The sequence below is a fragment of the Enterobacter cloacae complex sp. 372C4 genome, assembly GCF_050030615.1.
GTDB classification, from domain to species: domain Bacteria; phylum Pseudomonadota; class Gammaproteobacteria; order Enterobacterales; family Enterobacteriaceae; genus Enterobacter; species Enterobacter intestinihominis.
The window spans coordinates 3,802,770-3,822,022 of the sequence record NZ_JBLGUQ010000001.1 but is presented as its reverse complement, the minus strand read 5'-3'; the positions used below and the strand labels follow the sequence as shown (position 1 = coordinate 3,822,022).

Genomic DNA, 19,253 nt, shown 5'->3' with positions numbered 1-19,253 from the left:
AAAAAATGCCCAACCCGGACGGGTTGGGCAGTCAAAACATGCCCAGTTTCAAGACATGTCAAACAGGTCAGAGTCTTATCTGTTCATCTGGAACAAAGACATACCCTGCATATCGCTAAAGGCTTTATACGAGGCCTGCAACGCCGCCTGCTGCATGGTGTAGGACGAAATCACCGAGTTCCAGTCTACGTCAACCAGGTCGCTCATCTGCTGAGTCTGGCCCAGCGCGCGGTCTTCACCCAGAGAATCCAGCTTGCCCAGCTCGTCCAGCTTGATGCCGAGGTCCGCGCGAACGGTCAGCACGTTGTTGAGGGAGTTGCTCAGGCCACGGTTGGCTTTATCAATAGCCGCCGTAAATGCTTCAGCCTTCGTTTCGTCATCGCCAATCGGCTTATTCAGCGCTTCAATTGCGGAGTCGAGGATCTTGAACAAATTCGTTTCCGGCGTACTACCATCTGGCTCTGGCTTCGCATTGCTGGTGAAGCTATCAAAAACTTCAGTGCCCGTATGGCTGATTTGCATCGTGCGCGCAGAGTCAACCTGCTGGCTGATTGGCGTTCCGCCACCCTTATAATCACCCGTAGCCTGGTCGAAAGCCGCCGCTTCGGTTTTGTAACCGGAAAAAATATAGCGACCGTTACCGTCCGTGCTGTTAGCCAGGTTCATGAGCTGATCGCGAATACCTTGCAGGTTCGTTGCCAGCGAAGCGCGGTCATCGTCACTTAACGTACCGTTGCCCGCATTGACAATCTTTTCCTGAGCAGCCTGGATAGCGGTTGTCACTTGCGATAACACGTTTTCTTCCAGCGAGACTTTCGTCGTAGCGAAGGAGCGCGCCAGCGCATACTGGCTGTTTTGCGTTTGGGCCTGAGAGAGCACAACAGCCTGCGAAGCGGCAATCGGATCGTCAGACGGACGGTTGATACGCTTCCCCGTAGACATCTGCTCGCCGTAGCTGAGCCAGAGGCTTTGGGAGTTCGTCACGCCGCGCATGCTTTGCTCATACATCATTTGAGTACTAATACGCATTTTTTATGCCTCAGCCTTAGCGGATATTGATCAATGCATCAAACAGCGTGCTCGCCGTTTGCAGCACCTGCGCATTCGCCAGATAGTACTGCTGATAGCGTTGCAGGTTGCCATACTCTTCATCCAGGTTAACCCCGGAGATTGACTGCTGTTGTTTGGTCAGCTGCGTAACAACGTTAACTTTGGTTTCGCTGCTGGTTTTCAGCGACGCCGTGGTGCTGCCCACCGTACTGACCAGCGCGGCATAAGCATCGTTAAAGGTTTTGTTCCCCCCCACCAGCTTGGCGCTCTGCAAATCCAGCAGCTTTTGGCCATTGGTATTGTCGCTTTCTCCGCTTCCTTGCGCGGAAGCCATCGCCAGTTTGGATTCGTCGCTGATCGCAACGTCCATATTCACGATAACGTCATTCACCGGCTTCACGATAAAGCTGTCTTTATTATTGGCCGAGCCGCTAATGTTGACGTTGAGGCCATCAAACGACAGATTACCGCTGGTATCCGGCATAGCCGTGAAGCTGGTGTTGTCTGACAGACGCGTGATTGTCCAGTCAGTACCGTTATACTCAACTTTGTAGTTTGTCGCCTGGACCTTGGTACTGTCCGTCATCGTTGCCGTCACGGACGCGCTTCCGGTGTTCTTACCGTTACTCAGCACTGCCGGGGAGCCAAAATCAAACAGCTTGCCGCCTGGGTCCCCGTTGGCATCAAAGCCCGCCTGGTGCTGGGTATTCATGGCATCCGCAAACGCCAGCGCCATCTGGTTAAGCGTATTTCGCGCCTGATCCAGATCCTGAGAACGGAACGTTAACAGCCCCCCAAGCGACCCCGTGGTGATCTGTTTTTCTGAGATCTCCACGTTGCCTGCTGCGGCATCCACATACGCAATCGTTGTACGTGCAGGGTCCGCGCTGGATTTCACCGCAGCCAGCTGGCTGGCGTTGCTGCCCTGGACCAGGGTGTAGCCGTTGGCGATAGAGATGTTGTAGGTGCCGCTGTCCTGTACGGTCACGTCCACACCGACTATTTTGTTCAGTTCGCTCACCAGCTGATCGCGCTGATCGAGCAGTTCGTTCGGGGATGCGCCCGCCCCTACGCCAGTCAGCCGGGAAATCTGATCGTTAAGGTTGGCAATCTGCTTCGCATAGTTATTGATCTGATCGACGCTGGTAGAAATCGCCGTATTGACCTGCGCATCCTGATCGCGGAGATATTGATCGTTAGTTTTGAACTGGTTTACCAGACCATCTGCCTTCCCGAGTACCGTCTGGCGTGCAGCCGGATCTTCTGCGTTACTCACCAGCATTTGCAGGCTTTTAAAGAAATCCTGGAGGTTGGCAGAAAGCGAGTTCGTGGTATCCGACAGCACGTCGTCAATTTTCGACATCTGCTGGTAGCGCGTGGTCAGGCCGCTGCTCTGGTTCTGCGCCGCGCGCAGCTGGTTGGTAATAAACGCATCATATTCACGCTGAACGCCGGAGACATAGACCCCGTTACCCACCCAGCCGCCACCGGTCAGGGTGCTGTTTGATGCGCCCAGAATGGTAGTCTGGCGGGTATAACCTGCCACGTTGTAGCTTGAAATATTATTACTGACGGTATTGAGTGCCGACTGCGCAGCACTGAGGCCACTCATGGCGCTGTTAATCAAACTGGACATGGGGGTTCCTTTTATACGTTCAGACACGAGTCCTGATGAAGGTTATCGGCAACCTCCACCGGGACTTGAGAACTTTCAGAACAGATTTTCGAGATCTGTGCTATACGCTTTGCTGACCTTCTCAGACATGGATTTCAGCTGCTGGATCATGCTGGTCAGCTTGCGTGCATAGTTTGGATCGGTCGCGTAGCCGGCATTCTGCAATGCCTGAGCGCCCTGCTCAGGCGTGGTGGCCTGGGTCACGGCGGTGTAGCGCGGATTCCGGCTCAACAGCCCGACATAATCCGACAACGCTTCCAGATACGAGCTGTAGACGCGGAATTTGGCTTTCACCTTCACTGCCGCACCGTTCTCATATTCGGTGGTGGTAATTTCCGTGGTCGGCCCCTTCCAGCTGGAGGTGGCCTTCACGCCAAAGATGTTGAAGCTCGGCTCGCCGTTCTCCCTGCGGATCTGGCGTTGCCCCCAGCCCGACTCCAGCGCCGCCTGCGCCAGAATCAGATGGTGTGGCACGCCGCTTTCTTCACTGGCAAGACGCGCCGGCAGGGAGAGCTGCGCCAGGAAGTCTTTGCTGTCGCCGGAGAGCGGCTCGTCACGCGTTTCTGCCGGCTTCGGCATCGCCTTACGCACCATCTGGGTCAGCGCCTGATTTTGATAACTGGTCACCTTTTCCAGATCAAACTTCAGCGGCACCTGCGGCGGAGCCTCTTCAGGTGGCAGCCCCTGAGCGGCTGCGGTCTGTTTCACAATCATGTCTGCCAGGCCGAGCCCCTTTCCGGCGGTCATTTGCTGGGCAATCTGCTGATCGTACATGCTGGTGTAAAGCCGTGTGGAATCGCTGCTGAACATGCCATCTTTCGGCAGGGTTTCACGCATGCTTTTCAACATCATCTGCACGAACATGCCTTCCACCTGACGGGCAACCGGGCGGATATTCGCCGCCGGATCCTTGCCCGCTTTGGTTTTCAGCTCGTTGAGCGACTGGGCATCCCAGGCGGCACTGGTCAACAGTTTGCTATCGGTCAGCATTTAGATGATTTCCAGTTTAGCGCGCAGGCAGCCTGCACTTTGCATGGATTGCAGAATGGACATCAGATCCATTGGCGTTGCACCCAGCGCGTTCAGGGCACGCACCACGCTGTTCAGGTTGGCGCTGGAGCGCACGCTCTGCAACGATCCGCCGCTCTGTCGTAAATCTATCTGCGTTTGCGGGGTCACTACCGTCTGACCGCCACCAAACGGGGTATCCGGCTGGCTGACGTTGGCCGAGCGGTTAACCGTGACGGAGAGATTGCCCTGCGCCACGGCGCAGCTGTCCAGCGTCACTTCGCGGTTCATCACCACCGATCCGGTACGGGAGTTGATAATGACTTTTGCATCCTGCACCGACACGTTCACTTCCATATTCTGGATATCGGCCAGCATCCGCACCTGATTGCTGCTACCGGTTGACGTGCGGATCTGCACGGTGCGGGCATCCAGCGCGGTGGCGCTGCCGTAACCCCGGCTGCGGTTGATGGTGTCAGCAATCTGCTGCGCCATCGTGAAGTCTTCGTTATTCAGTTGCAGGTTAATGGTGTTGCCGGTGCCGAACTGGGTCGGCAGCTCACGTTCGATGATCGCGCCGTTGGTAATACGTCCCCCGTTCAGCTGGTTCACCTGCACGCTGCTGCCGCCCGCCGACGCACCTGCCCCGCCAACCAGAATGTTGCCCTGCGCCAGAGCATACACCTGGCTGTCGACGCCTTTCAGCGGCGTCATCAACAACGTACCGCCGCGCAGGCTTTTGGCGTTACCCATCGACGAGACAACCACGTCGATGGTTTGCCCCTGACGCGCAAAGGCCGGATAAGACGCGGTCACCATCACCGCCGCCACGTTTTTCAGCTGCATGTTGGTCCCCGCCGGTACGGTAATACCGAGCTGAGAGAGCATGTTGTTCAGGCTCTGGGTGGTGAACGGCGTCTGGGTCGTCTGGTCACCCGTCCCATCCAGCCCCACCACCAGGCCGTAGCCAATCAGGGAGTTTTCGCGCACGCCCTGCACGCTGGTGAGATCGCGAATGCGATCGGCCTGCGCAACGGTAGCGACCAGCGACAGCGCCACGGCGAAGAGAAATTTATACATAGGTCACCTCGCTTACATCGGCGATAAGTTAAGGAAGAAGCGTTGCAGCCAGCCCATATTTTGCGCTTCGTTGATGTAGCCGTTGCCGACGTACTCAATGCGCGCATCCGCCACCTGTGTGGACGGTACGGTGTTGGTGCCGCTGATAGTGCGAGGGTTAACCACACCGGAGAAGCGAATGAATTCCGTACCCTGGTTAATGGCGATCTGTTTTTCGCCCACCACGTGCAGGTTGCCGTTCACCAGAACCTGGTCAACCGTTACCGTCAGCGTTCCGCTGAAGGTATTGCTGGCGTTCGCGCCACCTTTACCGTTAAAGGTGTTGCCGCCGGAGGCTTCCACATCCGCACGGGCGTTGCCGAACAGCCCTTGCAGATAGCGCGGTACGGTGTCGAAGCCAAAATTGGTTTTGCCGTCGCGGCTGGCGTTCGCCGACGAGCTCTTGCTCGCGCTGACGTTTTCCTGCAACACAATGGTCAGCGTATCGCCGACGTTACGCGGACGACGGTCTTCAAACAGCGGCTGATAACCGTAGTTAATCGGCTGCGCGGTCTGGAAAATAGAGCCGTTCACCACCGGCGAGGGGCCGGGAACGGGTTGGGCGGTAGTCGCACCCTGTACCAATGGTTTAGACGGGATCCAGGCACACCCGCTGAGGGTGACAGCCAGAACAGTCAGGATCGGATAACGAAACGCCGCGTTTTTTTGCATTGCCTTCATCTTCGAAAACAGGGAGCCGGTGCGACGTTTACCGCACCGGGCTACACCTTAGAGTTGCGTCAGTTTTTGCAGCATCTGGTCGGTCGTCGACACTGCTTTACTGTTAATTTCATAGGCGCGCTGGACCTGGATCATATTCACCAGCTCTTCCGCCACGTTAACGTTCGAGGTTTCCACATACCCCTGGTACAGCAGCCCCGCACCGTTCAGGCCGGGGGTACTTTCATTTGGCGTGCCGGAAGACTGCGTTTCGGTGTAGAGGTTCTCACCGATGCTTTCCAGTCCGGTATCGTTCATGAAGGTCGTCAGGTTGAGCTGACCAACCTGGACCGGCGCGGCCTGACCTTGCTGAGTGACACTGACGATACCGTCACGGCCAATGGTGATGCTCAGCGCGTTCGCCGGGATGGTGATCGCAGGCTGAACCTGGAAGCCGCCCGCCGTCACCAGCTGACCATTCTGATCCACCTGGAACGAGCCATCGCGGGTATAGGCGGAGGTCCCGTCAGGCAGTTGCACCTGGAAGAAACCCTGACCTTTGATGGCAACGTCTTTGCTGTTGTTGGTCTGGGACAGGTTGCCCTGGCTGTGCAGACGCTCGGTGGCGACAGGGCGTACGCCGGTACCAATTTGCAGACCGGACGGCAGCGTGGTTTGCTCAGAAGACTGCGCCCCTGGCTGACGAATCGTTTGATAAAGCAAATCTTCGAAAACCGCACGCTGGCGCTTGAAACCATTGGTGCTGACGTTTGCCAGGTTGTTGGCAATTACATCCATATTGGTTTGCTGTGCGTCCAGACCGGTTTTCGCGATCCATAAAGAACTGATCATAGGGAGTCCTGTTAACTCATAGCCAGAAGTTGGTTAGCCTTGCCTGCGTTTTCATCGACGCTGCTGATGATTTTCATCTGCATTTCGAAGCGGCGGGCGCTGGCGATCATGTCGGTCATGGCTTCGACCGGTTTGACGTTACTGCCTTCCAGCACGCCGGACATCACGCGGATGGTCGGGTCGGCCTGTAACGTGGCGCCACGCGTGGCCTGCGCCGCCTGGGTCAGACGGAACATACCGTCATCACCACGCTGCACTTCGTTGCCTTCCGCTTTCACCAGCTTCAGACGACCGACAGGCGCAACGGTGTTCGCCGGGTCGCCCGGATTCAATGCCGAGATCGTCCCGTCTGCCGCAATGGTCAACTCTGACCCTTCCGGCACCGTCAGCGGACCGGCTTCGCCCATCACCGGATGCCCCTGAATCGTCAACTGTCCGGTGGCGCTCACCTGAATGTTACCGTTGCGGGTATACCCTTCTGCGCCGTCAGCCGTTTGCACCGCCAGCCAGCCGTCCTGCTGAAGGGCAACGTCCAGCGGACGCGCGGTGTAATCCATCTGGCCTGGCGTCATGTCGGCGCCCGGCGTGGAGGCGGTGACCAGCGTACGCGTGGGCAATGACAGCCCTTCTACCGGCACCGCACGCAGTGCGTTGAGCTGTGCACGAAAACCAGGCGTGGAGGCGTTCGCCAGGTTGCTGGCGGTAACAGCCTGCTGATTGAGCGTCTGGCTTGCAGCCCCCATCGCTGTATATATTGCGTGATCCATTGCGCTTTCCCGTCAGCCGCTTAACGCAGGTTAACCAGCGTGTTGAGGATCTGATCCTGGGTTTTGATGGTCTGCGCGTTGGACTGGTAGTTACGTTGCGCGACAATCATGTTCACCAGCTCTTTACTCAGATCGACGTTGGAGGCTTCCAGCGCGCCGTTGGTCAGCGTGCCGAAGTTACCGGAACCCGCGGTACCCAGCAGGGCAACACCGGAAGACTGCGTGGCAGACCAGACGTTATCCCCTTCGGACTTCAGGCCTTCGTTGTTGGCAAAGTTTGCCAGCACGATCTGGCCCAGCACCTGGGTCTGTTCGTTGGAGTAGTTACCGACAACGGTACCGTCATCGTTGATCTGGTAGCTCACCAGATCGCCCGGCTTATAGCCGTTCTGGCTCGTCGCCACGATGTTGTTCGCACCGGTGTTTTGCTGCATGGAGTTGGCGAAACTCATTTTGAAGGTTGCCGCCGTTGCACCAGTGATCTCCCCGGTCTCGATATCGACTTCCCCACCGCCGGTCAACACACCGCTCTCATTAAAGACCAATGTGGTTGCCAGTTTCGCTGCATCTCCCGCTACGCTGCCGTCCTGCGAATACACCTTCCAGGAGTTAGCTGGAGTAGCGTCTTTGACATAAAACAGGTTCATGTTGTGCGCATTACCCTGACTGTCAAACACCGTCACGGTGCCTTTCTTGTTGTAAGAGTCAGGGTTGGCCGGGTCGAATGCGACGGTTGGCGCGGTATCGGTGGAGTTCAGGTTGATCTGCTGAGAGGCCGTGGTGGTGGACTTCGCCGCCATCAGCGTCGTTGGGATGGTGATCGCCTGCGGATTCGCACCGGTTTGCACCGTCGGCGGCGTGCCGGCAACCGGATATCCGGTTAACTGTAGCCCCTGCATGTTCACCAGGTTACGGTTTTCATCCAGCTTAAACTGGCCGTTGCGGCTGTAGAACACGGAACCGTTGGCATCCACCATACGGAAGAAACCGTTCTGGCTGATGGCGACATCCAGACCACGACCGGTGTTGGTGGTCGTCCCGTCGGTGAAGTCCTGGGTGATACCCGCAACCTTCACGCCCAGGCCCACTTTAGAGCCTGCAAACATATCTGCAAAAGACGCAGAACCGGATTTAAAACCATAGGTCGCGGAGTTGGCGATGTTGTTGCCAATGACGTCCAGGTTGGTGGCCGCAGCATTCAGGCCGCTGACCGCTTGAGAAAAGGCCATGACTTACTCCTGATAAGTATGAAGGCTTAGATAATCTGCCGAACTTCGTCGAGTGTGGTGGTACCGGAGGTACCCAAATCCAGTTTGTTGCCATCGCTACCTTTGATGACGCCCTGAACCAGGGCAAACTGTAGCGGCTGAGCCACCAGCTGCGTGGTGCCGTTGCTGGCGCTAATCGCAACCTGATACGAGCCGTTAGGCGCTTTAGTGCCGTCGGTCAGGCTGCCATCCCAGGTAAATGTATGAACGCCCGCTTTAAGCTCGCCAATCTCAATCGTGCGCACCACGTTGCCGCTGGCGTCTTTGATGGTGGCGGTGACTTTGTCGGCTGGCTGCTGCAACTCAACGCCAAACGGCGTCGTGGTGGTGGTGGACGTGCCATCGGTGGTGCTGGTGCCCGCCAGAATCGTGGTCCCCGGGATCATCACCCCGTGACCGATCAGGTTGGCGGCCTGCAAGGACTGGCTGTTATCGATTTGACCGGAGACCGAGCCGAGCGTGGTGTTCAGTTTCTCAATGCCGCTGACGGTACTGATCTGCGCAAGCTGCGTGGTCAGTTCGTTATTCTGCATCGGATTGGTCGGGTCCTGATTTTTCAGCTGTGCCACCAGCAGGGTCAGAAAGCTGCTCTGTAAATCGGAGGCATTGCTCCCGGTGAGAGAGCTGGAACCGGTTGCACTACTGGTGCTGTTGACGCCGGTATTTGTCGGGTCATTCACGTTTACGGCGATGGACATGCGTGTCTCCTTTACTGGCCGAGAGTGAGTGTTTTGAGCATCATGCTCTTCACGGTATTAAGCACTTCGACGTTTGCCTGGTAGCTGCGTGACGCGGACATGGAGTTCACCATCTCCCCGACCACATCCACGTTCGGCATTTTCACGTAGCCGCTGGCATCCGCGAGCGGGTTGCCTGGCTCGTAAACCAGCTTGTCGGGCGCCTGGCTCTCAACCACGTCCGCCACTTTCACGCCGCCCGTTGCCGCACCCGGTGCAGCATCAACCTGGAAGACGACCTGTTTAGCGCGATACGGTTGTCCGTCAGGTCCGGTCACGCTGTCGGCGTTGGCCAGGTTACTGGCTGCCACGTTCAGTCGTTTGGACTGCGCCGTTAATGCCGAACCGGCGATATCAAAAATATTCAGCAAGGCCATTTACTAATTGCCCCCCTGCAGGACGGTCATCATGCCTTTGATTTGCCCGCCGAGTAGCGTCAGGCCTGTCTGGTATTGCAGGCTGTTATCGGCAAACTGTGTGCGCTCCCGGTCCATGTCGACGGTATTGCCGTCAAGCGAGGGCTGATCGGGGACACGATAAAGTAAGTCAGTTGATGGCGCGGTCATCGCCTGAGCGGGAATATGCCGTGAGGATGTCAGGGCAAGTGAGACACCCGTCCCTTCGGCACGTCCACGCTCCATCACTTTTTTGAGTTCACTGGAAAAATCAATATCGCGCGCCTGATACCCGGGGGTGTCCGCGTTGGCGATATTGGCGGCTAAAATTTCCTGCCGCTGGGCGCGTAAGTTGAGCGCTTCCTGCTGAAAACGTAACGCGGCGTCGAGTTTATCGAGCATGTCTCCTCCGCTGATGAGAAAATTTCAGTTCACAGCTTAAATCTCACCCCGTCTCCCCTATCGACGGAATAAGCGCAAAATGCGTCGCTATTTGTTGCGTTGATGGAAAACCACTGCGGGTAGAATTTGCTTAATTCTGGACATGGTGGAACGTGCGATGCGGACTTTTAAACGTGGCCTTGCGGCGACCCTGCTGCTTTTGAGCCCTCTTGTGCAGGCTGAGGGGTTAGAGAACCAGCTCAATGCATTCTTTGCGCAGAAGCTGGCCGGTTTCAGCGATGACGTACGCGTGACCGTACGCACCCCGCCTAACCTTTACCCTTCCTGCGAAGCCCCGTCATTTAGCGTGACCGGCAGCACCCGATTATGGGGCAACGTGAATGTGCTGGCGCGTTGCGCCAACGAAAAACGTTATTTACAGGTTGCGGTTCAGGCGACAGGCAATTATGTTGTCGCCGCCGTTCCCATTCCCCGGGGCAGCCTGCTGCAACCAGACAGCGTAACGCTGAAGCGAGGCCGTCTGGATCAGCTTCCACCGCGGACGATGCTGGATATTAACCAGGCTCAGGAGGCAGTCAGCCTGCGCGATGTCGCTCCTGGACAGGCGATACAGCTCTCTATGCTGCGACAGGCGTGGCGGGTGAAGGCGGGACAACAGGTGATGGTAGTCGCCAATGGCGAAGGCTTTAGTATCAACAGTGAAGGAAAAGCGCTGAATAATGCCGCAGTGGCGCAAAATGCCCGGGTCAGAATGTCCTCAGGCCAGGTGGTCAGCGGCACGGTCGGTCCTGATGGGAATATTCTGATTAACCTGTAATCTTTTTAAAGATTTCGCGGCGACTGCCGATAAATATTCAACAAATGATGATGTCAGGCGCAAACGCCGCGAACCCTCGATGAGGACAACACTATGAGCATTGATCGTACATCAGCCCTGAAGCCGGTTAGCACTGTACAACCTCGCGAAACGAATGAGGCTGCCCCGCAAAAAACGCGTCTGGAAAAAACCTCGACGGCTAACAGCACCAGCGTCACGCTGAGCGATGCGCAGTCGAAGCTGATGCAGCCAGGCAGCAGCGATATCAACATGGAACGAGTTGAAGCGCTGAAAACGGCTATCCGTAACGGCGAACTGAAAATGGATACCAGCAAAATCGCTGATGCGCTGATTCAGGACGCACAGAGTTTCCTCCAGAGTAACTAACCGTATGAGTCGACTGTCAGAAATACTGGATCAGATGACGGTGGTCCTGAACGACCTGAAAACGGTGATGGACGCAGAACAGCACCACCTCTCTTCTGGTCAAATCAACGGCAGCGCGTTGCAACGCATTACTGAAGATAAAAGCTCGCTGCTGGCGACCCTGGATTATCTGGAAAAACAGCGACGCGCTGAGCAAGACACGAAACGCAGCGCCAATGATGAGATCAACGAACGCTGGCAGACCATTACAGAAAAAACCCAGCATCTTCGCGATCTCAACCAGCATAACGGCTGGCTGCTGGAAGGTCAGATTATCCGTAATCAGCAGGCGCTTGAGGTGTTAAAGCCCTATAAAGAGCCGGGGCTGTACGGTGCGGATGGTCAAACGGCCACGGCACGTATCACGGGCGGGAAAAAGATTTCGATTTGACGCACTAGCGGCATGTCATGAAGCGGGGAGCACCTTCTGGTGACTCCCCTTTTGGCGTTTATACCGTGCGGCGGGTAAACTCTTTCACCTTGAAGCCAAGCACCGCCAGCGTGGCAAAGTACGCCACCACCCCGACCACCACCACGGCCATCAGACGCATCAGGCGGTAAGGCATGGTGCCCTGCGCCCACTCAGGCATCACGTACAGCATGCCAACCAGCGCGGCCGCCATCACTACTACCGCGATCGCCAGACGCAGCAGGAAGCTTGCCCAGCCCGGCTGCGGGGTGAAGATATCCTGCTTACGCAGCTGCCAGTACAGCAGCCCGGCGTTGAGACAGGCCGCCAGACCAATCGACAGTGACAGACCCGCGTGTTTCAGCGGACCAATAAACGCCAGGTTCATCAGCTGCGTCATGATCAGCGTCACAATGGCAATCTTAACCGGCGTTTTGATGTCCTGACGAGAATAGAAGCCGGGCGCAAGCACCTTCACGACAATCAGCCCCATCAGCCCCACCGAGTAGGCTACGAGCGCACGCTGGGTCATGGCGGCATCAAAGGCGGTGAATTTTCCATACTGGAACAACGACACCGTCAGCGGTTTCGCCAGGATCCCCAGCGCCACCGCGCTTGGCAGCGCCAGCAGAAAACAGAGACGCAGACCCCAGTCCATCAGGCGGCAGTATTCATCGTGGTTGCCGCTGGCGAAACTTTTCGACAGCGACGGCAGCAGAATAGTCCCCAGCGCCACGCCCAGCACCCCGGATGGAAACTCCATCAGACGATCGGCGTAGTACATCCAGGACACCGAGCCCGACACCAGGAAAGAGGCGAAGATGGTATTGATGATAAGCGAGATCTGGCTGACGGACACGCCGAGTATTGCCGGTCCCATCTGTTTGATAACGCGCATTGCGCCCGCATCTTTGAAATTAATGCGCGGCAGAACCAGCATGCCGATCTTTTTCAGGTGCGGGAGCTGGTAAGCAAGCTGTAACACCCCGCCGACGGTCACGGCCCAGGCCAACGCCAGCACCGGTGGGTTAAAATGCGGCGCGGCGAACAGCGCAAAGCCAATCATGCTGACGTTGAGGAACGTGGGGGCAAAGGCCGGCACGGAGAAGCGGTTCCAGGTATTCAGGATGGCACCCACCAGCGACGCCAGCGAAATCAGCAGAATATAGGGGAAGGTTATCCGCAGCAGTTGCGTCGTCAGGGCAAATTTATCCGCCGTGTCGGCAAAGCCCGGCGCCGTTACCATGATTACCCAGGGCGCAGCCAGCATCCCCAGTACGGTCACGATCGCCAGCGCCAGCGTCAGTAAACCGGAAACGTAAGCCACAAAGACGCGGGTGGCATCTTCGCCCTGCTTGCTTTTATATTCCGCGAGGATCGGGACAAATGCCTGTGAGAAAGCCCCTTCGGCAAAAATACGGCGCAGCAGGTTCGGCAGCTTGAACGCAACGAAAAAGGCGTCAGTCGCCATCCCTGCGCCAAAAACCCTTGCCACAATGGCATCGCGCGCAAAGCCAAGCACGCGGGAAAACATGGTCATCGAGCTGACGGCCGCCAGCGATTTTAATAAGTTCATTAACGTGAAGTTCCACAACCCTACGGATTTCCAGGACGGATAAGCGAAAGCGCCACCCGGCAAAGCCAACAAGCGGCGCTTAGTCTAACCGGATTTCAACGAATTACTATCGGCAGATGTTACAGCGAGTTATTCCGACATGGCTTCGCGCCAGAGTCGTTCCACGATGCGCTGCGCCAGAATGGCCTGCTCCCCGGACGTTTCAGGAACCGTCTGATTCTGCACGCAGGTAATGAAGTGACGCGCGCAGCCCACAAAGCCACGCTGCTCCAGGGTGCTCTGCCAGCCGGGAACGGGTAACGCGAGCACGCCATTGCCCTTCTCTTCCCGCCACTCTCGCATATCGGTGACGTCATACAGCGCGCCATCCGTAACGGCCTGCACGGACTCGCGTTGGCTGCCCGCACGACGATGCATGCTGGTCGTCACCTGTAAATGCTCAACGGCAAAATGATGTTCGGCGTAAACCATTTCACCCTGCTCGTTGGTCAGCAGCGTGCCGCTTTGCAGCTGGGCTTTTCCGTTACTCAGCCACAGGGCCGTATCCACGACGTGGAGATAATCATCCAGCAGCGTGAACCGCAGATCGTTCGGCCCTACGCTGTCGGTACGGTGCTTATCCATACGCAGAGAGGCAAACGAGCCGGACTGCGCTTTAAGCTGCTGATAGAGCGGCGCAAAACGGCGGTTGAAGCCGACCATCAGCGTCAGCTTTTTACGCGCGGCCAGCTCAATCAGTCGTTCAGCATCCTGCACATTTTCCGCCAGCGGCTTATCAACGCAGACGTGAACGCCTGCGTTCAGCAACTCGCTCACCACCTGGAAGTGCGTCGCGGTTGAGGTATGCACAAATACCGCATCACATTCACGGGCTAAATCCTGGAGTGAGCCAGCATAAGGGATGCGCCAGGTTTTGCAGATGCGCTCTGCTTTCTCGCGGGTGGGCGACCACGCCCCTTGCAGCGTCCAGTCTGACGCGGCGCCTAAAACGGGCAGCCAGGCTTTTTGCGCAATCCCGCCCAGCCCCACCACTCCAATGCGTAATGTAGTCACGGTTAATCTCCCAGGTGTGCGAGTAAAGCATCCAGACGCTGCTTCAGCCCGGCAACCTCGTCTTCCAGGGCTGCCACGCGCGCGGTCAGGCTGTCGTTTGATGCTGGCGTGTCGGATTCGACGGCCAGCGTAGAGGACTCCACGTCGCCGCTAAACAGGTGCATGTAGCGGCTTTCACGCTTGCCCGGCTCGCGGGCCAGACGCACCACGTAAGGACCGTCCTCGCGTGAGGCTAATCCCTCCAGCGTCTGTTCAACGTCCTGCATATCCTGAAACTCATGCATGCGGGAGGCGCGTGTGCGCAGTTCACCCGGCGTCTGCGCCCCGCGCAGCAGCAGCGTGGTGATAACCGCCACTTCTGCGGCGCTGAGTTTTAAATCGCCAAATTCGGAATTACAAAAGCGCTGTTCATATTTAGTGACGCGATTACCGAAGCCGCTGACGGTGCGCAGGTAGTGGCGCTTCACCAGCTCATCAAGGATATCCTGCACCTCGTACTCGCCAAGGTTCATCACCGGCTCACGGTTCGTCTTTTGGTTGCAGGCCATCGTGACGGCATTCACGGAAAGAGGATACTGTTCCGGCGTCGTAACCTGCTTTTCCAGCAGGCAGCCAATCACGCGCGCTTCGGCGCCATTTAACTGATATTTCATCTTTTCTCCTTAACGACCCGCGGTCCACTCCTGCGTGGTGAGCGCGGTGAGGACATGGTCCCGCCACTCGCCGTCAATCAGCAGATAATCTTTGGCATAGCCCTCTTTCTCAAACCCCAGGCGGGCCAGCAGATCGCCGCTGCGCTTATTGTGCGGCATGTAGTTCGCCATAATGCGATGGATATGTTGCGTGCGCTGCATGTAGCGAATCGCCGCCGTCAGCGCCTCAAACATGAGCCCCTGCCCCTGCCATTTCTGGCCGATGGAATACCCGAGATAGCAGGCGTGAAACGACCCGCGTACTACGTTTGAAAAATTGGCAATGCCAACGATCTCTTTCTCTTCCGGATCGAGAAGCGCGAAATAAAACGCACTTCCCTGTTTGTGAAATTCCGCAATCATACTGAGGCGCGCCTGCCAGCCAGAGGGGTAGCAATGGCTCTCGTCCCGAACGGGTTCCCAGGGTTTTAAAAACTGGCGATTCTCGGCGTAATAATCCGCCAGACGCCAGGCATCACGCTCATGCACCAGACGAACGACCAGCCTGTCCGTCGTCAGACGCACTTTTGGCACATTACTGCGATAGCCAAACATCGATACCACTCCTTCCCGTCGCTTCTGCTCTGCCTGTTAGCTTTACTATACCTGCGCCTGTGCCTTCTGTGAAAACAGTGACATACCATTTTTATCGCTTTTCACATTTTTCGATGAGAACTCTCTATCAAAGCACCTTTTTGATAAAAAAATATTGTCGCCAGCAGGTATGTGAAAAAGCGCGGCGACACCGCAGAATATTAGCGTGCTCACCTTTTATTTTCCCTGGAGGGAAAATGTCCCGCGTATCACAGGCCAGGAGCCTGGGTAAATATTTCCTGCTCGTCGATAACATGCTGGTCGTGCTCGGCTTTTTTGTCGTTTTTCCACTTATATCGATTCGTTTTGTCGATCAAATGGGCTGGGCGGCGCTAATGGTCGGGATCGCGCTGGGCTTACGCCAGTTTGTACAACAGGGTCTTGGCGTGTTTGGCGGGGCAATAGCCGACCGCTTTGGTGCGAAACCGATGATCGTCACCGGCATGCTATTACGTGCGGCGGGATTCGCCACGATGGCAATCGCTCATGACCCCTGGCTGCTGTGGTTCTCCTGTTTCCTTTCCGGGATTGGCGGCACCCTTTTCGACCCACCGCGTACCGCGCTGGTGGTTAAGCTTATCCGTCCGCAACACCGGGGTCGTTTCTTCTCAATTTTGATGATGCAGGACAGCGCTGGCGCGGTAGTGGGCGCCCTGCTGGGAAGCTGGCTGCTGCAATACGATTTCCGCCTGGTCTGCGCCACCGGCGCGGTGCTGTTTATTCTCTGCGCGCTGTTTAACGGTCTGTTTCTGCCTGCATGGAAGCTGTCGACGGTAAAAGCGCCGGTGCGGGAAGGGCTTGACCGCGTGCTGAGCGATAAACGCTTCGTCACCTATGTTTTAACGTTGACCGGCTACTACATGCTCGCCGTGCAGGTCATGCTGATGCTGCCGATTATGGTTAACGATATTGCCGGCACGCCGGCGGCGGTAAAATGGATGTATGCCATTGAGGCCTGCCTTTCTCTGACTCTGCTCTATCCGATTGCCCGGTGGAGCGAGCGCCGTTTCCGGCTTGAGCACCGTCTGATGGCCGGGCTGTTGCTGATGACGCTGAGCATGATGCCCATCGGCCTGGTGAGCTCACTCCAGCAGCTGTTTATGCTGATTTGCACCTTCTATATTGGCTCAATCATTGCCGAGCCGGCCCGTGAAACCCTGAGCGCGTCACTTGCCGACGCCCGGGCCCGTGGCAGCTACATGGGCTTCAGCCGTCTCGGACTGGCGCTTGGTGGCGCGCTGGGTTACACCGGTGGCGGCTGGCTGTTTGATGCCGGAAAAGCGCTCCATCAGCCGGAGCTGCCGTGGGTCATGCTCGGTATGGTCGGCTTTATGACGCTGATTGCCCTCTGGTGGCAGTTCAGTGATAAACGCAGCACCCGCGGGATGCTGGAGCCTGGCGCCTGACCTTCTGGGGGAGGATATTTACCTCCCTTCACTATCAGTTTTTTCTGCTGGTTTCTCCAGGATCACCCTGACATACTGGCGTATCAGGACAGATGCGCCGATTTTATGTTGAGGAACACCATGAAAAAGATCGTTATTGCCGCTGCGTTAATTGTCAGTGGGCTGCTGGTGGGATGTAACCAGCTTACGCAGTACACCGTCAGTGAGCAGGAAATTAATCAGGCGCTGGAAAAACATAATAACTTTTCAAAAGATATCGGCGTGCCCGGCCTTGCGGATGCACATATCGTCCTGACGAATCTCGCCAGCCAGATTGGGCGCGAGGAGCCTAACAAAGTCACCCTGTCCGGCGATGCCAGCCTGGACATGACCTCGCTCTTCGGCAATCAGAAAGCGGATATCAAGCTGAAGCTCAAGGCGCTGCCGGTCTTCAATAAAGAGAAAGGGGCAATTTTCCTGCAAGAGATGGAAATCGTCGATGCGGTCATCACGCCGGATAAAATGAAACCGGTGCTGCAAACGCTGATGCCTTATCTCAACCAGTCGTTACAGAACTATTTCAACCAGCAGCCCGCCTACGTTCTGAGCGAAGACAAGAGTAAGGGCGAATCTCTGGCGAAAAAATATGCCAAAGGGATAGAGGTGAAACCGGGTGAAATCATCATTCCTTTCACCGACTAAATACTCCGGGCGCTCAGGCGCCCGTTTTTTTTAACGGAATAGTGTGCAAACGAAAACGTTTCCGCTTATGATTTGTGTCCGGCAAAAACAGCCATCTTATGACTGATCCCTTTCAAGCCGGAGCTTCCATGACTGTACAATCCCAGGTTCTCAAAATCCGCCGCCCAGACGACTGGCATATCCATCTTCGTGATGGCGACATGCTGAAAACCGTCGTGCCGTATACCAGCGAAATTTATGGCCGTGCGATTGTTATGCCTAACCTGGTTCCGCCAGTCACCACCGTCGAGGCCGCGATCGCCTATCGCCAGCGTATCCTTGACGCCGTTCCGGCCGGGCACGATTTTACTCCGTTGATGACCTGCTACCTGACGGACTCGCTGGATCCCAATGAGGTTGAGCGCGGATTTAACGAAGGTGTGTTCACCGCCGCGAAGCTCTACCCGGCAAACGCCACCACCAACTCCAGCCATGGGGTGACGAGCATTGACGCCATCATGCCCGTTCTGGAGCGTATGCAAAAACTGGGAATGCCACTGCTGGTGCACGGGGAAGTGACCCACGCTGACATTGATATTTTCGATCGCGAAGCGCGTTTTATCGAAACGGTCATGGAGCCGCTGCGCCAGCGTCTTCCTGGGCTGAAGGTAGTGTTTGAACACATTACGACCAAAGATGCCGCAGAGTATGTCCGGGATGGAAACGAATTGATTGCCGCCACCATCACCCCGCAGCACCTGATGTTTAACCGTAACCACATGCTGGTGGGTGGCGTTCGCCCACATCTGTATTGTCTGCCGATCCTCAAGCGCAATATCCACCAGCAGGCGCTACGTGAGCTGGTCGCCAGCGGCTTCCCGCGCGCGTTCCTCGGCACGGATTCCGCCCCGCATGCCCGTCACCGAAAAGAGGCGAGCTGCGGCTGTGCAGGCTGCTTTAACGCCCCGACCGCCCTGGCAAGTTACGCAACCGTCTTTGACGAGATGAATGCGTTAGGCCATTTCGAAGCCTTCTGCTCCCTTAACGGCCCGCGTTTCTACGGTCTGCCGGTTAATGACACGTTCATTGAGCTGGAGCGCAAAGAAAGCCAGGTTGAAGCGTCGATTGAGCTCACCGACGATACGCTGATCCCCTTCCTGGCCGGTGAAACCGTAAGCTGGACGGTAAAAAGCTAAAAAATTGTCATCCCCCTGTTGTCAAACCGCCAATATAACTGTATAAATAAACAGTATATTACACAGGGGGCATTTATGCGTATTGAAGTCACCATTGCCAAAACCACCGTCCTGCCTGCTGGCGCACTCGACGCTCTGGCGGGTGAGCTATCCCGACGTATTAACAGCACTTTTCCTGAAAACGATGGCGCCATAACGGTACGTTATGCGACAGCAAACCATCTTTCCGTCATTGGCGGCGCGAAAGAAGACAAAGACCGCATCAGCGAAATTTTGCAGGAAACATGGGAAAGCGCCGACGACTGGTTTATCACTGATTAAAATTTGCTCCCTCATTGTGTTTTTTTGCCGGGTCGCCCCGGCTTTTTTTCGTTTCGTCTCCTGAAAGTTCAAAATATTTCAGTATCTTCTTAGAAAATCGTGAACAAGATGACGTTTTATTGTTCGAACAATCCTAAAAAGCAGAAAAATGTGTTGCTACCCGTTTATTT

22 protein-coding genes are annotated in these 19,253 nt (G+C 56.3%); 7 read left to right on the top strand and 15 right to left on the bottom strand.

Going from position 1 to position 19,253, the window contains the following annotated elements:
* Window positions 1-75: 75 nt before the first annotated feature.
* The 11 genes from flgL to flgB form a co-directional block, all read right to left on the bottom strand.
* A complete protein-coding gene (gene flgL / locus ACQG11_RS18565) occupies window positions 76-1,029 on the bottom strand; it encodes a flagellar hook-associated protein FlgL (RefSeq protein WP_022647731.1) in 954 nt (317 codons plus the stop codon).
* Window positions 1,030-1,045: 16 nt separating this feature from the next.
* Window positions 1,046-2,686, bottom strand: coding sequence for a flagellar hook-associated protein FlgK (gene flgK, locus ACQG11_RS18560; protein ID WP_426728656.1), 1,641 nt, complete (start codon window positions 2,684-2,686; stop codon window positions 1,046-1,048).
* Between the two features lie 75 nt (window positions 2,687-2,761).
* The gene (gene flgJ / locus ACQG11_RS18555) at window positions 2,762-3,715 is read right to left on the bottom strand and encodes a flagellar assembly peptidoglycan hydrolase FlgJ (protein WP_063147631.1); all 954 of its coding nucleotides are present in this window, start codon (window positions 3,713-3,715) and stop codon (window positions 2,762-2,764) included.
* A complete protein-coding gene (locus tag ACQG11_RS18550; protein ID WP_022647728.1) occupies window positions 3,716-4,813 on the bottom strand; it encodes a flagellar basal body P-ring protein FlgI in 1,098 nt (365 codons plus the stop codon).
* A gap of 12 nt (window positions 4,814-4,825) precedes the next feature.
* A complete protein-coding gene (flgH, locus tag ACQG11_RS18545) occupies window positions 4,826-5,524 on the bottom strand; it encodes a flagellar basal body L-ring protein FlgH (RefSeq protein WP_023299788.1) in 699 nt (232 codons plus the stop codon).
* A gap of 57 nt (window positions 5,525-5,581) precedes the next feature.
* Window positions 5,582-6,364 (bottom strand): flagellar basal-body rod protein FlgG, encoded by a 783-nt coding sequence (flgG, locus tag ACQG11_RS18540; RefSeq protein ID WP_000625853.1) that lies wholly within the window; start codon window positions 6,362-6,364, stop codon window positions 5,582-5,584.
* Between the two features lie 11 nt (window positions 6,365-6,375).
* Window positions 6,376-7,131 (bottom strand): flagellar basal body rod protein FlgF, encoded by a 756-nt coding sequence (locus tag ACQG11_RS18535; protein WP_022647727.1) that lies wholly within the window; start codon window positions 7,129-7,131, stop codon window positions 6,376-6,378.
* A 20-nt stretch (window positions 7,132-7,151) separates the two neighbouring features.
* Window positions 7,152-8,360 carry a flagellar hook protein FlgE gene (flgE, locus tag ACQG11_RS18530; protein ID WP_045622627.1) on the bottom strand — a complete coding sequence of 403 codons (1,209 nt, stop codon included), beginning with the start codon at window positions 8,358-8,360 and terminating at the stop codon, window positions 7,152-7,154.
* A 26-nt stretch (window positions 8,361-8,386) separates the two neighbouring features.
* Window positions 8,387-9,097: a flagellar hook assembly protein FlgD gene (flgD, locus tag ACQG11_RS18525; protein ID WP_003857994.1), complete on the bottom strand. Its 711-nt coding sequence runs from the start codon at window positions 9,095-9,097 to the stop codon at window positions 8,387-8,389.
* Window positions 9,098-9,108: 11 nt separating this feature from the next.
* Window positions 9,109-9,513, bottom strand: coding sequence for a flagellar basal body rod protein FlgC (flgC, locus tag ACQG11_RS18520; protein WP_003857997.1), 405 nt, complete (start codon window positions 9,511-9,513; stop codon window positions 9,109-9,111).
* 3 nt (window positions 9,514-9,516) lie between these two features.
* Entirely contained in the window at window positions 9,517-9,933 is a 417-nt protein-coding gene (gene flgB / locus ACQG11_RS18515; protein ID WP_022647724.1) for a flagellar basal body rod protein FlgB, read from the bottom strand.
* A gap of 157 nt (window positions 9,934-10,090) precedes the next feature.
* Here flgB and flgA point away from each other — a divergent pair, with 157 nt between their 5' ends.
* The 3 genes from flgA (at window position 10,091) to flgN (ending at window position 11,567) form a co-directional block, all read left to right on the top strand.
* A complete protein-coding gene (gene flgA / locus ACQG11_RS18510; protein WP_022647723.1) occupies window positions 10,091-10,750 on the top strand; it encodes a flagellar basal body P-ring formation chaperone FlgA in 660 nt (219 codons plus the stop codon).
* 93 nt (window positions 10,751-10,843) lie between these two features.
* Window positions 10,844-11,137 carry a flagellar biosynthesis anti-sigma factor FlgM gene (flgM, locus tag ACQG11_RS18505; RefSeq protein ID WP_003858002.1) on the top strand — a complete coding sequence of 98 codons (294 nt, stop codon included), beginning with the start codon at window positions 10,844-10,846 and terminating at the stop codon, window positions 11,135-11,137.
* Between the two features lie 4 nt (window positions 11,138-11,141).
* Window positions 11,142-11,567 carry a flagella biosynthesis chaperone FlgN gene (gene flgN, locus ACQG11_RS18500; protein WP_022647721.1) on the top strand — a complete coding sequence of 142 codons (426 nt, stop codon included), beginning with the start codon at window positions 11,142-11,144 and terminating at the stop codon, window positions 11,565-11,567.
* Between the two features lie 58 nt (window positions 11,568-11,625).
* On the opposite strand, the gene murJ is transcribed toward flgN, so the two are convergent.
* The 4 genes from murJ to rimJ form a co-directional block, all read right to left on the bottom strand.
* Window positions 11,626-13,161 (bottom strand): murein biosynthesis integral membrane protein MurJ, encoded by a 1,536-nt coding sequence (gene murJ, locus ACQG11_RS18495; protein ID WP_017384735.1) that lies wholly within the window; start codon window positions 13,159-13,161, stop codon window positions 11,626-11,628.
* A 129-nt stretch (window positions 13,162-13,290) separates the two neighbouring features.
* On the bottom strand, window positions 13,291-14,214 hold the full coding sequence (locus tag ACQG11_RS18490) for a Gfo/Idh/MocA family protein (RefSeq protein ID WP_023305857.1): 924 nt from the start codon (window positions 14,212-14,214) through the stop codon (window positions 13,291-13,293).
* 2 nt (window positions 14,215-14,216) lie between these two features.
* Complete coding sequence (locus ACQG11_RS18485; protein WP_045307934.1) at window positions 14,217-14,867, bottom strand: YceH family protein; 651 nt, start codon at window positions 14,865-14,867, stop codon at window positions 14,217-14,219.
* Between the two features lie 9 nt (window positions 14,868-14,876).
* Window positions 14,877-15,461 carry a ribosomal protein S5-alanine N-acetyltransferase gene (gene rimJ, locus ACQG11_RS18480; RefSeq protein WP_003858007.1) on the bottom strand — a complete coding sequence of 195 codons (585 nt, stop codon included), beginning with the start codon at window positions 15,459-15,461 and terminating at the stop codon, window positions 14,877-14,879.
* Between the two features lie 236 nt (window positions 15,462-15,697).
* Here rimJ and mdtH point away from each other — a divergent pair, with 236 nt between their 5' ends.
* The 4 genes from mdtH to dinI all read left to right on the top strand — a co-directional run bounded on the left by mdtH (window position 15,698) and on the right by dinI (window position 19,083).
* Window positions 15,698-16,906 carry a multidrug efflux MFS transporter MdtH gene (gene mdtH / locus ACQG11_RS18475; RefSeq protein ID WP_022647718.1) on the top strand — a complete coding sequence of 403 codons (1,209 nt, stop codon included), beginning with the start codon at window positions 15,698-15,700 and terminating at the stop codon, window positions 16,904-16,906.
* Between the two features lie 120 nt (window positions 16,907-17,026).
* Complete coding sequence (locus ACQG11_RS18470; RefSeq protein ID WP_022647717.1) at window positions 17,027-17,587, top strand: lipoprotein; 561 nt, start codon at window positions 17,027-17,029, stop codon at window positions 17,585-17,587.
* 128 nt (window positions 17,588-17,715) lie between these two features.
* Window positions 17,716-18,762, top strand: coding sequence for a dihydroorotase (gene pyrC / locus ACQG11_RS18465; RefSeq protein WP_063853809.1), 1,047 nt, complete (start codon window positions 17,716-17,718; stop codon window positions 18,760-18,762).
* A 75-nt stretch (window positions 18,763-18,837) separates the two neighbouring features.
* A complete protein-coding gene (dinI, locus tag ACQG11_RS18460; RefSeq protein ID WP_022647715.1) occupies window positions 18,838-19,083 on the top strand; it encodes a DNA damage-inducible protein I in 246 nt (81 codons plus the stop codon).
* Window positions 19,084-19,253: the final 170 nt, after the last annotated feature.